Annotated in this window: 14 protein-coding genes and 1 pseudogene; 7 read left to right on the forward strand and 8 right to left on the reverse strand. The window is 63.5% G+C overall.

The window, feature by feature from the left end; genetic code table 11:
• The first annotated feature begins 1 nt into the window (after position 1).
• Positions 2-598, forward strand: coding sequence for a histidine phosphatase family protein (locus tag CHB84_RS20655; RefSeq protein ID WP_089303327.1), 597 nt, complete (start codon positions 2-4; stop codon positions 596-598).
• Between the two features lie 249 nt (positions 599-847).
• Here CHB84_RS20655 and CHB84_RS24100 read toward each other — a convergent pair whose 3' ends face one another.
• The 3 genes from CHB84_RS24100 to CHB84_RS20665 form a co-directional block, all read right to left on the reverse strand.
• Positions 848-1081 (reverse strand): nitronate monooxygenase, encoded by a 234-nt coding sequence (locus CHB84_RS24100; protein WP_425432322.1) that lies wholly within the window; start codon positions 1079-1081, stop codon positions 848-850.
• A complete protein-coding gene (locus tag CHB84_RS24105; RefSeq protein WP_425432323.1) occupies positions 1036-1164 on the reverse strand; it encodes a hypothetical protein in 129 nt (42 codons plus the stop codon). Before CHB84_RS24105 ends, CHB84_RS24100 begins: the two co-directional genes overlap by 46 nt.
• A 316-nt stretch (positions 1165-1480) precedes the next feature.
• The gene (locus CHB84_RS20665; protein WP_089303329.1) at positions 1481-1678 is read right to left on the reverse strand and encodes a ferredoxin; all 198 of its coding nucleotides are present in this window, start codon (positions 1676-1678) and stop codon (positions 1481-1483) included.
• Between the two features lie 197 nt (positions 1679-1875).
• Here CHB84_RS20665 and CHB84_RS20670 point away from each other — a divergent pair, with 197 nt between their 5' ends.
• The 5 genes and pseudogenes from CHB84_RS20670 (at position 1876) to CHB84_RS23835 (ending at position 6334) form a co-directional block, all read left to right on the forward strand.
• Positions 1876-2673: a MaoC family dehydratase gene (locus CHB84_RS20670; RefSeq protein ID WP_425432324.1), complete on the forward strand. Its 798-nt coding sequence runs from the start codon at positions 1876-1878 to the stop codon at positions 2671-2673.
• Positions 2663-3868 carry an NAD(P)/FAD-dependent oxidoreductase gene (locus tag CHB84_RS20675; protein WP_089303331.1) on the forward strand — a complete coding sequence of 402 codons (1206 nt, stop codon included), beginning with the start codon at positions 2663-2665 and terminating at the stop codon, positions 3866-3868. Before CHB84_RS20670 ends, CHB84_RS20675 begins: the two co-directional genes overlap by 11 nt.
• 58 nt (positions 3869-3926) lie before the next feature.
• Positions 3927-4577, forward strand: coding sequence for a hypothetical protein (locus tag CHB84_RS20680; protein ID WP_089303332.1), 651 nt, complete (start codon positions 3927-3929; stop codon positions 4575-4577).
• A gap of 270 nt (positions 4578-4847) precedes the next feature.
• Positions 4848-6035, forward strand: a pseudogene (locus CHB84_RS23640) (transposase); the annotation flags it as partial.
• 167 nt (positions 6036-6202) lie between these two features.
• Positions 6203-6334 carry a hypothetical protein gene (locus CHB84_RS23835; RefSeq protein WP_281251786.1) on the forward strand — a complete coding sequence of 44 codons (132 nt, stop codon included), beginning with the start codon at positions 6203-6205 and terminating at the stop codon, positions 6332-6334.
• A gap of 12 nt (positions 6335-6346) precedes the next feature.
• Here the strand turns inward: CHB84_RS23835 and CHB84_RS20700 are convergent, their stop codons facing one another.
• Genes CHB84_RS20700 through CHB84_RS20720 form a run of 5 tightly spaced genes read right to left on the reverse strand, consistent with a single transcriptional unit; the run spans position 6347 to position 11447 of the window.
• The gene (locus CHB84_RS20700; RefSeq protein ID WP_089303336.1) at positions 6347-6796 is read right to left on the reverse strand and encodes a hypothetical protein; all 450 of its coding nucleotides are present in this window, start codon (positions 6794-6796) and stop codon (positions 6347-6349) included.
• 13 nt (positions 6797-6809) lie between these two features.
• The gene (locus tag CHB84_RS20705; RefSeq protein WP_217898670.1) at positions 6810-7850 is read right to left on the reverse strand and encodes a phosphotransferase family protein; all 1041 of its coding nucleotides are present in this window, start codon (positions 7848-7850) and stop codon (positions 6810-6812) included.
• Positions 7847-8992, reverse strand: coding sequence for an Rv3169 family protein (locus tag CHB84_RS20710; RefSeq protein ID WP_217898672.1), 1146 nt, complete (start codon positions 8990-8992; stop codon positions 7847-7849). Before CHB84_RS20710 ends, CHB84_RS20705 begins: the two co-directional genes overlap by 4 nt.
• 50 nt (positions 8993-9042) lie before the next feature.
• Complete coding sequence (locus CHB84_RS20715; RefSeq protein WP_217898673.1) at positions 9043-10659, reverse strand: class I adenylate-forming enzyme family protein; 1617 nt, start codon at positions 10657-10659, stop codon at positions 9043-9045.
• Complete coding sequence (locus CHB84_RS20720; RefSeq protein WP_089303337.1) at positions 10656-11447, reverse strand: enoyl-CoA hydratase/isomerase family protein; 792 nt, start codon at positions 11445-11447, stop codon at positions 10656-10658. The genes CHB84_RS20715 and CHB84_RS20720 overlap by 4 nt, the downstream gene beginning before the upstream one ends.
• Before the next feature lie 614 nt (positions 11448-12061).
• On the opposite strand from CHB84_RS20720, the gene CHB84_RS20725 reads away from it, so the two are divergent.
• Positions 12062-13522: a pyruvate, phosphate dikinase gene (locus tag CHB84_RS20725; protein WP_089303338.1), complete on the forward strand. Its 1461-nt coding sequence runs from the start codon at positions 12062-12064 to the stop codon at positions 13520-13522.
• Positions 13523-13764 lie beyond the last annotated feature (242 nt).

Genomic DNA, 13764 nt, shown 5'->3' on the forward strand with positions numbered 1-13764 from the left:
GGTGGAGCTGGTACTCGTACGGCACGCCGAAGCGGCGCGGGACGCGGCCGGAAGCGAGCAGGCCGATCCTAGACTGAGTGAAGCGGGTGTCGCACAGGCAGAGCGGGTAGCGTATTACCTTGCTGTCGAAGAGTTCGACGCCATTTATTCATCACCGCTGCGCAGGGCCATGCAGACAGCGGTTCACATAGGGGAGTCTCTCGGCCTATCAGTGGTCGAAGTCGACGGATTAGCCGAGTTCGACCGTGAGGCACCCGAGTACCTTCACTTCGATGACCTGCGCACTGCGGGAGATCCGAGGTACTTCGCCTGTCTGGCCGGGGATTTGTCTGCATGGGGCACCGATATTGAAACGTTTAGGGCGCGGTTCATGGCGGCGATCGATGACATCATCGATCTACACCGGGCCGGTAAGGTTGTCGTGGTCACGCACGGGGGTGTGCTAAACGGCTACCTGGGCGGGTTGATCGGTGCAGGTCAATTCTTCTTCCATCGTCCCGACAACACCGGCATCAGCCGCGTGGTGATCGAATCGGGTCATCCGCGCCTGGTTACATTGAATGAATGCTCGCATCTGCGCACCGTATCGGCTACCTGAAGGCGGCGGGCCACTCCGCACAGGTCGGTACTTCGTCGGCGAGACTATGGGTGTGTCTTGCTCACCATAGGCCCCTGTGGAGATGGCCCTTCTCGAGGACTCCGTACGTTGACCCGTCCCGAGCACCAGCTCGGCGATGTCGCCGAAGGTATTTCCGATGCGTACCTCGATTTCGGCGGCGCTGTCGGAGACATCGTACTTCACGACCCGAACGGCGTTGCGGAACTTCCGGCAGATGACATTGGTCGGTCATTCGTGGTTTGCTAGGTTTCGCCGAATCGTGTTCTCGTGCACCTGAGCCTTATGGGTCGCGACGAACCGGGTGCCCATGTCTACCGCGTCCGTACCATTCATCAGTGTCCCGACAAGGCCGCGAGTGTCGACGATTCCACGGCTTGCGATCACACGAATGGCCAGTGTCGCCGTCGCCGCTGGAATCAGACCAGGCCGCCGATGTCGCCCTCGCCAGGGTGTTCCGTGCACTCGAACCCCTTGGCGAATACCGCGTCCACGCCAAGCTGCTCGGTCTTCATCGCGTGCCGGACGGTCACGTACCTGTTGATCACCGCAGGCCTGCGGCCTCGGACGGGGCAGATAGAGGTCAGGACTGGTCCCTGCGGTCTCGATGAGCTTTGCCCACGCAGCAACCGCAGCGTCGGTGTAATCGTATTGACGCCGATGCGCTGATCCATCGGATGCCGGTAGCGGACGGATTCCTTCTCGAGGGCATTTGGGGTCAGCTGGGTCAGTGTTGTGAAGAGGCTGAACCCACCCGCATTAGCTACCGGAGCGATCTGCTCCGACGTACCAACGCCGTCGTGCCGCCACCAACTATCGGATGCGAGACCGCTAATACTTTCGTGAACGAGGTCACCACGATCATCAGGCGTCCACCAGAGTGATCGCCTCGGTGGGGCAGTGCTTTGCGGCGCTGCGCACCGCTTCTTCCTGGTCGGTTCCGGGAGATTCGTCGAGCAAGATCACGGTTCCGTCCTCGTCGTGCTGGTCGAACACGGCGGGTGCCTCCATTACGCACATTCCGTTGCCGCAGCACTTGGCAAGGTCGATCATGACGCGCATCGCGTAGCTCCCTCCGTTGACAATGATTTGCCTATAGTCTAATAATAGACCATTGTGCAAGCGAGTAGAGCTAGCGAAGGTCGAGTCTCGAATCCGCTCGCCGCGATTTTCACGACTGGTGTGCCGCAGAGCGCAGAAGGGAAGCCGCGATGCCACTTGACCCCACGGCGATCGGAGCTCAGTCGGGTCCACGAAGGATGACCTGGAGTCCCGACGACTGCATGATTTACGCCCTCGCGGTGGGCGCTGGAACTGATGAGCTCGCCTTCACGACTGAGAACACGACTGGTGTATCCCAGCAGGTGCTGCCCACCTATCCGGTCGTGCTTGGCACTGACCCGACGATCTTCAAGCAGCTCGGTTCATTCGACTGGTCGAAGCTCGTCCACGCCGAGCAGGGTGTGGAAGTCTTGCGGCCAATCCCGCCGGAGGGAGCAGCGCTGACCACGACTCGGATCGCGGACATGTACGACAAGGGCAAGGCCGCGCTCGTAGTCATCGAGTCGGAATCGATCGACGAGCAGAGTGGGGAGTTGCTCTTCCGCACTAGCATGGCGTTGTATATTAGCGGTGCCGGTGGCTGGGGCGGCGACCGTGGCCCGAGCGAGTCCTGGCAGGTTCCGGATCGGGAGCCGGACCGCACGGTGAGCTACGCGACCAGGCCGGATCAGGCACTGCTTTATCGGCTCTGTGGTGACCACAACCCGCTGCACTCCGACCCGGCGTTCGCCAATCGCGCGGGGTTCGAGCGGCCGATCCTGCACGGACTGTGCACGTACGGCTTTACTGGGCGTGCCCTGGTGCATATCCTCGCCGCCGGTGATGCGACCGGTATCCGCAGTATGGAGGCGCGGTTCGCGTCGCCGGTCCTCCCCGGCGATTCCTTGCATGTGGATATCTGGCGCACTGAGGAGGACAAAGGACTGTTTCGCACCCGCAAGGACGACGGCACGGTGGTGCTCAGCAACGGTCGGTGCACCCTAAATGCGGCGTGAAGGTACCATCGCAAATGAGGACGCCACGGTAGTCGTGGCCGGAGCCGGAATTGGCGGTCTCCGCACCGTCGAGGAGCTGCGGCGCGCTGGGCACCGTGGTGAGCTCGTGCTTGTCGGTGCGGAGAAGTATCCACCCTACGATCGGCCGCCGCTGTCGAAGGGCGTGCTGCGCGGAAGCAAGGCCGCATCCGGCGCCCGGTTGCGGGACGATGCCTTTTTCGCTGACAATGACGTCGTCCTGCGGCTCGGAACCGCGGCGACGTCGATTGACCCGATCGACCACCGAGTCGCGCTCGATGACGGAACGACACATGACTACGATCAACTCATCATTGCGACCGGGTTGCGGCCCCGAACTTTTCCTCCCGCGCTGCGGGCACCCGGAGTGCACGCGCTTCGATCGCTTGACGACTGCCTCGCCATCAGGCAAACGCTTAGCGGTGCTGGGTCGGTACTAGTCATCGGCGCGGGGTTCATTGGCTGCGAGGTCGCCGCGACGCTTACCGAGATGGGCCTGAGTGTGTGTGTGGTCGAGCAGCAGCCGGTACCGTTTGCCGCCGTACTCGGCGACACGGTTGGTGAATTCGTCGCCAGGCTGCACCGCTCCGCCGGGGTTGATCTGCGGTGCGGTGTCGGGGTGCATGAGCTCATCGGAGCGCACTCCGTCGTCGCAGGTGCGGTGCTAAGCGACGGCAGCGAGGTCGAGGCTGACGTCGTGGTCGTTGGCATTGGATCAGAGCCGGTGACGGAATGGCTCGACGGCAGCGGCGTGCGGGTCGGCGACGGCGTGCTGTGTGACGAAAGGGGCAGGACCAGTGTTGACGGTGTGTGGGCCGTCGGTGACGTTGCGGCGTGGCGCACGCAGACAGGTGCACATCGCAGGATCGAACACTGGACGCGCGCGGGGGAACAGGCGCGGATCGTAGCTCACGAGATTCTCGGGTGTGACGACGCTGAGTTCTCTATTCCCTACTTATGGACCGATCAGTACGGGATCAGGATCCAGATTTTCGGTGATGTGTTCAGATCCGAGCTCGTCTGGGCGTCCTATGACGACAACCGGAAGTTCGTCGCCGTCTATGCCGCCGACGGGATCGTGACGGGAGTTGTCGGGGCAGGGACGGCGAGGAAGGTGCGCCGACTCACTTCGTTGATCGGCCGTCCTACCTGTGCTCTCGACGAGGTCGCCGCATGAGCGACTCGCTTGGCGAGCAAGTCGACTGAGTGTTATTAACTGAGGAGGAGGCATCGCAATGACGCGATCGTCAACGGAACACTATTCCTACGGGACCGGGATTGAGCTCTCCGTGCTCCAGTTGCTCCGGTTGAAGGGCAGGGCTACTGCGGCTGGGGTGGCGGAAACGTTGACACTACCTGAGGACGCGGCAGTTACTGCGCTCGCGGAGGCGACGAACGAGGGCTTCTGCGCGGAAGCTGGACCGTCGTTCCGGCTGACGCCGGAAGGCAAGCATCGCCTGACCGACCTGCTCGACGCGGAGCGCGCTGAGATCGATCACGCTCGGCTTACGGAGCTCTACGACGAATTCGACTCGGCCAACACCGAGTTGAAGTCGATCACCACAGCGTGGCAGATGCGGGACGAGCAGACACCGAACGACCACGCCGACGTCGAGTACGACAAGGCGGTCATCGACCGTCTCGCCACCCTGAACCATAATTTCGCCGAGCTGCTCGGCAGGATCATCGAGGTCGTGCCTCGACTCGCTCATTACCCGGCTCGGTTCGACACAGCGATCGCCAGGGCGCGAGCAGGCGACCAGAAATTCGTCACGTCGCCGATCGCGGACAGCTACCACCAGGTATGGTTCGAGCTGCACGAGGAGCTGATCGAACTGCTCGGCAAGACCCGCGCTGAGGAGGCCGCCGCCGGTCGGGCAGTGTGACGGTCGGATAGCGGTTATCGCAGATACATCCGGGTTCGCACGCATGTACCGTGCCGACTCAGCCGGCGGTGATCGTCGCTGGTCCGGGTGAGAGCGTCGCCTACGGCGCGCTCGATCGACGTTCGACCAGCTGGCGAGGCTGTTCGATCGACATGGGTTCGCCGGAAGACGCCACTTGTGCAATAGTCTGTGATAATCGCCTTGAGTGGGCTGGGTTCCTGTGGGTGGCTGCTCGGTCAGGACGCTACCGCGCCGGTCAATTGCCATCTGCCGAACCGGATCTTTGAGTCGGCCAAGCAGGTCGTGGCCGAAATGAGGATGATGCGGGGCGGGCGTTGGATTCCACGGCGCTCGCTGACGCGGTGGCCACCCAGGACACGGTGACCCAACTGATCGGCACGATCCGTCGAGTCGGCCGTGACGTGCCCGGTGCCGCCGAGGTGAACATCGAGCAGTGCACTCGGCATGACTACACCGATCCGGGCAATCGCGCGATCGCCTTGGACGACACCATCGTCCGTGCGCAGCTGGTGGACGCGCTGGTCCCCGATGCGCACCGGCTGCTGGACCACATGACCGAGGCCGAACTCGGGCCCAAGGCGGCCGCGGCAGTCGCTGCCGGCGTTGTTCGTTGGGCAGGACGTGGAACCGCCCGAGGACTTCGATGGCATCGGCCGGTGGCGCATCGCCCGTCGGGTCGCGCCCGACAGGCTGATCTCGACGGTCGACCCCAAGGCGCGACACGCCCACAAGACAACCTCGCGTCGCCAGGATGGGTTCAAAGGCCATGTCGCGGTCGAGCCAGACTCCGGGCTGGTTACCGACTGCGCGCTCACCCCAGCCAGCGGTGCGGATCATCACAAGGCCGCGCTCGGCGCCGAGTTGCTCGCCGCCGAGGGCGCCGGTGACCGTGCTGGCCGATTCGGCCTACGGCACCGGCGAGTTCCGCGCCCACCTGTCCGAGTGCGGGCATACTGACCGGGTCAAACCCACTCCCACTTGCGCCGTCGTGCCGGGCAGGTTCACCGTCGATCACTTCACCATAGACCACGACAACCGGACCGCGACCTGCCCGAGCGGACTGACCCGTCCGATCAGCCCCAGGGCCGGGTCACCTTCGGCTCCGCCTTCCGCGGCTGCCCGCTGCGCGAGGGCTGCACCACCAGCCTAAAAGCGAAAAAGCTCACCATTCGGGCCGACGACAAGCTCCAACGCGTGGCTCGCCGCGCCGCCGCCGATCCGGCGTGGCAGGACGAATACCGACAACACCGGCCGATGGTCGAACGCACTATCGCCTGGCTCACCCGCGGTAACCGCAGGCTCCGCTACCGAGGCACGCCGAAGAACGACCAGTGGCTGCACCACCGAATCGCCGGACTCAACCTGCGCCGACTCCTTGCCCTCGGCCTCACCCGCGACACCGGGACTTGGGAACTCGCTCAAGGGCCACACCAGTAAGCCCCGTTGCTCGCTTGCCCGCCCACCAGCAAGCGAGCACACGAATCCACTAGCGGGAAGTGCGACCACATCGTCGACCCCACAGACGGCCCTGTCGGTGCTCTTCCCGCCGCATAACCCCACTTGTTCAACAGTCTCCTAGTCGGGCGGATGACGTCGGCTGCGGCATGTTCGTCAACCTCAGGGCATTCTGCCGGGAGCGGCTTGTGCACAACGGATGCCCCAGCTCCATCGAGATCATTCCCGGGCTGCCTCGAGGTGACGACGGCAAGCTCTACAAGAAGCAGCTGCGATCGTGACAAATAGGCCGGTCATGCCTGCCTATAGTGCTCGAGCAGGTTGCGTCGCAGGGAATTGCCGTGGCTGTCGTCGGGGTGGTCGGTCAGCCAGTCCTCGAGCGGATTGATCAGGGCGACGATGGCGTCGTCCTGGGCTGCCCGTTGTCGGTTCGCGGCGTCGAAGCCTCCTGTGATGTCGACGCCGTTCGACGTTACGGATCGTAGTCGCGATCCAGCCGTACCGAAATGGGCACGACGTGTCGGTTCCGCATCGATCCACTCTCCACAGTCGACCAGCAGATTGTGCAGCCGGGCCACACGTACGCCCAGATCGATTCCAGCGTTGTCCCAGTCGATCTGAATGAGGGTCGCGCGCACCTCGCGCGACCGGGCCCGCGCGTACTCCGAGCTGAGATCGGGCTCGATCACTTCGCTGAGGATGCGGCAGACGCCGGCGAGCAGCTCAGCGGGTGTGGGATGCATGGTCGACTTCCTCTCATTGCGTTTTCTCGGTCAACACGGCTACCAGCTGCTCGGTCAGCACCTTTGGCAGGGGACCGGCGGGCCGGTCGGACTCGCCTTCGCAGAAGATCCGAACGCCCTGCAACGCGATTACCGCGAGCCGGAAAATGGTGAGTGTCTGCCAGAATCGCAATGCTTCGGGGTCTACTTCGAAGCCCGTGTGTTCAACGTAGCGGCAGAGGAAGTCGCGCTGCTCCCACACGCCGGGGATGAAATGCTCGGAACGGTACAATGGCGCGGAGTACCAGCCCACGTCGTCCAGCGGGTCGCCGAGGTGCGCCAGCTCCCAGTCGAGCAGCACTTCGACGTGACCGTGGTTGACGAGCACATTAGCGGGGCGGAAGTCGCCATGAACGAGGGTCAGCCGATCCGGCGGTGGCGGAATGTGGTCGCAGAGCCACCGTAACGCCCACCTGAGCACCGGCTGTGGCTCCAGTTCGGCCGAGTTCAGCTGCTGTTCCCAGTGCAGCAGTTCGTCTTCGGCTGGAGATACACGGGGGGCTGGAAGGACATCACACAGACCGGACTCAGCAATGTTGACCTGATGTACGTCGGCGAGCGTGTCACAGATTTCGCGCGCGAGCGCTAACCTGCCATCGTCAGCCAGCTTCAGCGGGTCTTTATCCCGCAACACGGCGCGATCGGCGGTTCCCGCATAGCGGTCGACCACCATGCTCGGCCGCAGCAGTTCTGTTCCGCCGTCGTCGAGCCAATGGACCACCGGAGCAGGGACACTGGTATGCTCCAGGTTCTTCAGCAAGTCGAACTCGATGGCTCGACCGGTATCGGCGACCGAATGAGGCGGATCGCGGCGCAGCAACAGTTCTTTGTGGGTCGTTGTGCCGTCCTGTCGGCGCCAGGTTGCGTCGAATGGCCAGTTTTCGCAGGACGAGCCTTGTCCGGACCGCTTCAGCCCGGTGACGCTCACCTCGGCGCTTTCCCCAAGCCGCCTGGTCATGAACTCCCTCAGCAGCTTAGTGACCAGGGCGACCGACTCGGGATCTGCTGAGGTCACGACGACTTCCTTTGCGGCTTGGGTGGAACCGCCTCCGGATACTTGGAGTATCCGGGAAGCACCATGTACTCCATCACCCCATACCCGACCTGATCACCGAGCCGCACCTCGATCAGGTGATCGCTTGATGCCTTGGCGTATCGGTAGAACTGGCTCGCGTCACTCAGATCCCAGGTGTCGTGTTCGAGGCTGTTCTCGCCCTTCCAATGTCCCTGGAACCAACCGTTCCAGCCTTCGTAGCCACCGCCGCGCAGGTGTGCGCGACCGGTCAGGGCAGTGACCTCGAAGGGGAGTTTCCGACCGTTTGCCAGCGATACCACAATCGTGCCACCGACGAGTGTGGAATGAGCAGCGCCTTCGAGCCAGCGGAGGTCGTGCTCGACCCCGACGATTGCCTCGTCCGCAACGCCGGAACCGGGACGGTCCCCGGTTATCGGCCTGGAGATTCCTGCCGACAGGTGCAATGGCCTCCCTGGCTCGGCCTCGTAGAGGTAGAAGTGCAGGCCGAAGTCAGGCAACTGAATGGGGCAGAACATGAGCATTCGCCATTCCGGCCGTGCTCCGGGCGGTGCGCCCTCGGTGCGGGGCAGCGGCCGGGTGCCCCATGAGTGATCCCGCTCCCCCCACCACGTCTCCGATTCAACCGATCGCTCCTCGCCGGTGGGCGTCCGGAGCGTGCCACTCGCCCTACCGACCTGGACGTAGCGAATGGCGTCGTAGATGGCCCGGTTACGGCTCACCTGGTAGTGGCGCCCCTCAAGTACCGGCTCCATGGTGCCGGTCCACCGCAGGTCGAAGGAAACGCCCGACGGGTTGTCGTCGAGCACAAGGTGCAGTTGCTCGAGCGGCTTGTCGACCTTGATCGAGAACGGCCCGACATGCAGGACGTCGTTTGCCTGCGAAAGCTCTCGCGCCAGCCTGAGGTTTGTCTGGCGTTCTCCCTGTGCGAGTACGACGAACGCCTCCTGTACGTCCTGGTTCGGGTACTGGCCAAACCCACATGTAAGTACGGTGTCCTTGCGTTCGGTGTCCTGGATGCTGATCCAGTAGCGTTCTCGCCAGCTCGGGTCACTCGACCCGACCATCGCATGGGGCAGTGACACCTGGTGGTGGAAGTACTCGTCGGGAGCTGTCAGTCGCACGGAAACCGTCCTTCTCGAATAACAGGCGCGGTATTAGCCTAAGGAAGTGGTCACGATGTTCGGTTTTCGAACCTGCTGCGAAGTGCTCGCTTGTCAACTTTCTCGCCGGCGAGCGTAGGCAGTGACTCACTGCTGATCTCCCACCGTGCGGGCACTTCGAAGTGAGCCAGCCGATCCCGCAGGAAAACGCGCAGCTCGTCCTCGGAAGGCACTCTTGCCGCCCGACATGTGACGGCAGCTGCTAGTTCCTCGCCGAGATCGGCATGGTGGATACCGAATACTGCGGCCTCTACGATGTCGGGGTGGGACAGCAGCGTCTTCTCGACATGGGGGCAGGCGATGTTCTCGCCGCCGCGGATGACGATGTCCTTGGACCGGCCGTCGAGAAAGAGATATCCATTGTTGTTGACCCAGCCGAGATCGCCGGTATGGAGCCAACCGTCGGAGTCCACTGCATCCTCGTTGCTGCCGAGATAGCCCTGCATCACGGTCGGTGAGCGCAGCAGGATCTCGCCGCGTCCTGACTCATCAGGGTCGAGGATGTGCAGTTCCGCCACAGGATACGGTCGTCCGACCGTGCCGGGATAGCGTTCGAGGTCCCGATTGCCTGCGACCGTGACGAACCCGCCTGACTCGGTCATGCCCCATGTGTTGGCAAGCCCTCGCTTCTCGAGTTGGGGAAGCTTCGCCCGCATCCGGTCGAGCAGTGCGGCCGAAACAGGTGCCCCGCCGAGCGGGAAGGACCGCAGACTGGACAGGTCCCTCCGGTCGAAGTCCGGATGAGCGAGCACGCGGGCCGCCATGGTCGGCACCCCGCCCCATCGCTGCACCCGCTCGCGTTCTATCAGTTCGAGCACCTGCGAGGCGTCGAACTTGCCCTCGGTCATCACGAGCCTGCCACCGACGATTAATTGGGTGATCAGATTCGACACGCCGCCGACGTGGAAGAGCGGGGTGACCGCGAGCATGACTTCCTGCGGCGAACCTATGTCCATAGTGGAGGGAAGATTCCCTGAACGGGTGAGGAGGTTCTGCTGGTTGGCTACAACCGAGCGCTGTGGCAATACCACGGCCTTTGGAGCACCAGAAGATCCGGACGTGAATAGGACCATTCCAGGCGCGTACTCATCCGCGGGTAGGACCGGTTCAGGTCCCGACACGCTCGGAGTCTCCTGGAATTTTACTCCGAGTTCGGTCATCGTCATCCAGGGCGTGCTTGTGGCTGCCTCAGGTGAATAGCGATCGCTGAGCACGACGGTCGGCTCTGTAACCTTAATGGCGTGCTCGATCTCGTGGTCGCTCCACCAGCGGTTGCCAAGGACCGGCACCGCGCCAGCCCACCAAGCTGACCAGATCGCGAGTACGAACTCGGGACTGTTGTAGGCAAGGATGAACACGTGGTCGCCGGGTTCCGCCCCTGACTCGTGCAGTGCGGCCGCTCCCAGCGGGAGAGCATCAAGGAACTCCCCGAACGTTATCCGACGATCCCCCTGCACTAAGAACACCCGGTCGGCCCACCGGCGCGTGCCGTGTAGCATGTCGATGATCGACGCGGGCCGCGGCTGGTAGCATAACCCCGGCCAGTTCGGATCACGGACCACGTCGGCGCCCCACACCGAAGCGAGCGTCGACACCGGACGGTTCAGCGGTGACCGCATCGTCGTCATGCTCCGATCCACCTACCCTCTCGCTTCTCCTTGATCGCCGCGACGGCTTCGGCGACGTCGGCGGTGCGGGCACTGATCGCCTCCAGGTAGAACCCCAGGTCGAACACGTCGTCGATGCGCGCATGCAGATGCTTGTTGAGCGCGCGTTTGGTGAGTTGCACGGCCACCGGAGGTAGCTCAGCGACCCGGGTGGCGAGCTCAAGCGCCGTTGTGTGCACCCCTTCCGGCGAGTCGGCCAGCTCGGTCACCAGGCCAAGCTGGAACGCGTCCTGTCCGGTGATCGGCTCACCCCACAGCAACTGACGCTTGGCGCGAATGAAAGGCAGATTCGCAGGCCAGCCGACGCATCCGCCGTCGCCCGCGACCAGGCCGACACGCACGTGCGGATCGGAGATCTTCGCCTCGGCCGTCGCGACGATCGCGTCGGCCGTCAGGACAAGGCTCGCGGCCACCCCGAACGCATCACCCTGCAAAGCGACAACTAACGGCTTTGGCAGGTCGGCGAAGGCACGAAACAGTCTTCGGCCCTCGTCGACCTGCTGCATCAACGTTGCGTGGTCGGCGTTGGCTGCCAGCATCGCGTCGAAGTCCCCGCCCGCGGAGAAGTGAGTCCCGGTCGAGGACAAGACGATCGCCCTGACTGCGTCGTCGTCGGCCGTCTCGCGTACCGCATGCGCCAAATCGGAATGCAGCGTGGCGTCGAACCGGTTGGCAATCTCTGGGCGGCACAGCCGCAGCTCGGTGACCTGCCCTTCCTGGGACAGCGTCAGTGCTGTATATGTGCTCATCTCCGCCTTCCGGTCGGGATTCGTTGGCACCCATCCGCACTCGCCGACCGCCGCGTGCGGTAATAGGGACGATGCCAATAGTACTCTAGCATTAGAGCATATTCGACGCCGGACGTACAGCGTGGGATCGCGTGCCGGGGTGCTTGAAACCTGGGAATCGGCTGGGAAGGTGCGTACCTTCCCAGTGATCGAGTCAGTTCGACCAAGGGGCTGTCGTCAACCGTGACCATGCAGCTCACCGAGCAGTGGATGGACGAACAACGAGCGTTCTCCGAGCGCGACCTGTCTGGCATGGACTGCGTGTGTGCGTGGGCCGAGGGCATCCACGGGCAAGACCCGCTTGGATGAGCATGCCGACGGTCGTGAAGAAATCATCGCTTTGGCGGATGGCTACTGCGAGTCGACCAAGTCCTGGGTCGACCTACTATGTGACTGCGCTCGTCCCAGCTTGCCTGCCTTGGTGCTGGTCATTGGACAGCGCGCCGTCCAAGTCCTACTCTATAGGAAAGTAGTTTTGTAATAGACTAAACTAGGGGAGATGTTAGGAGGTGGCACGCGGCCAGAGGTATCGCGTGCGGCTTCTGCTGTCAGCACTTCCAGCGAAGGGACGCTCGATGATCCTGCTCGGGAATGGTGAGTGGCATGATGTCGACCGAACGTTGGTCGGTGGCAAGGCATTCAGCATCACGACCATGCTCGAACTCGGTATGCCCGTGCCGCCCGCGTTTGTGTTCCCCACGACGCTATGCGTGGAGTATTACGCTGCGGGACGTTCGCTGCCCGCTTCGGTCGCCGGCGACTTGCGGCGAGGTATCGCCGAGCTGGAGACGATCCTCGACCGCCAGTTCGGCAACCCCGAAGCGCCGTTACTGGTGTCGGTCCGCTCGGGTGCCGCGCACAGCATGCCCGGGATGATGGACACTATCCTCAACCTTGGGATCGACGCTAAGGTCGCCGAGGCGTTGTCGAGGAAGTCAGGCGACGCCTCCTTCGGGCCGGACGCTCACCGGCGGTTCATTGAGCAGTTCACCAAGGTCGTCGGCACGGAGCCGGGTGACGATCCGTGGGAGCAGCTGGAGGCAGCTGTGGTCGCGGTATTCGAGTCGTGGAACTCACCGCGTGCGACCGCCTACCGCAAGCACCATCGCCTACCGGACGATGCGGGCACTGCGGTAACGGTGCAGGCGATGGTGTTCGGCAATCTCGGCGAAGACTCCGGCACCGGTGTGCTGTTCAGTCGCGATCCGGTGACTGGCGCGCGCGAGCCCTTCGGCGAATGGTTGCCGGGAGGCCAGGGCGAGGACGTCGTCTCCGGACAATTCGATCCGCTTCCGTTGAGTCAGCTCGCCGAGTCCATGCCGGCAGTGCACGACGAGCTCCTTACTGCCACACGCAGGCTCGAGGAGAAGTTTGGTGATATCCAGGATATCGAGTTCACGGTCGAACAAGGCAAACTGTGGCTGTTGCAGGCACGTTCTGCCAAGCGCTCGGCGACCGCTGCGGTCCGGCATGCCGTGGCGATGTGCGAGGAAGAACTGCTCGATGTCGAAGAAGCGCTGGCGAGGGTGACGCCGGAACAACTGTCTGAGGTGCTGCGACCACATCTGGAACCCGAGGCGCGCGCGGTGGCCACGGTGTTGGCAAAAGGCGAGTGCGCATGTCCTGGTGTGGCCACCGGTGTCGTCGTCACCACCTCAGACGAGGCCGAGGCCGAAGCGGCGGACGGCAAGGATGTCATTCTCGTCACGCCGACGACCAACCCCGACGACGTGCATGGCATGTTTGCCGCCCAAGCGATCGTTACCGAGATTGGAGGTGCCACGTCACACGCTGCGGTGGTCAGCAGAGAGCTGGGTCGCCCCTGCATCGTCGGCTGCGGCGCAGGAAGCCTAACCGGGCTCCGGGGCCGGGTGGTCACCGTCGACAGCATGACGGGGGAGCTGCTCGACGGTGCGCTGCCCGTGTCGGGACCTGGCCATCACGATGACCCGGCCGTGGTGAAGTTCCGGGACTGGGTCATCGAGCAGTCCGGGGAAGCGGGGGCATCCTTGCGCGCCGTACTTGATAGCGCTTAATCGGTATGGGTGGCTTGCGGGTTGAGTGGTCGGAGTGTTGCAGTGGGTGACCCTGTTACTTGCTGGGTGGTGCTGCGTCGCCGCGTGGTCGGTGTCAACTGTTCATAGTCGCTGCGTTGCGCGTGCTCCACGTTGACCCCCGTCCGGGGGTCTGTCCGATGAGCGGTGTATTTGGTCTGACACGCCGAGCGTGGCTCGGGGAAGGACCAGTTGCGAACGGGACGATCGGGTCGATGTCGGCT

This window comes from Haloechinothrix alba (assembly GCF_900188115.1).
Lineage (GTDB): Bacteria > Actinomycetota > Actinomycetes > Mycobacteriales > Pseudonocardiaceae > Haloechinothrix > Haloechinothrix alba.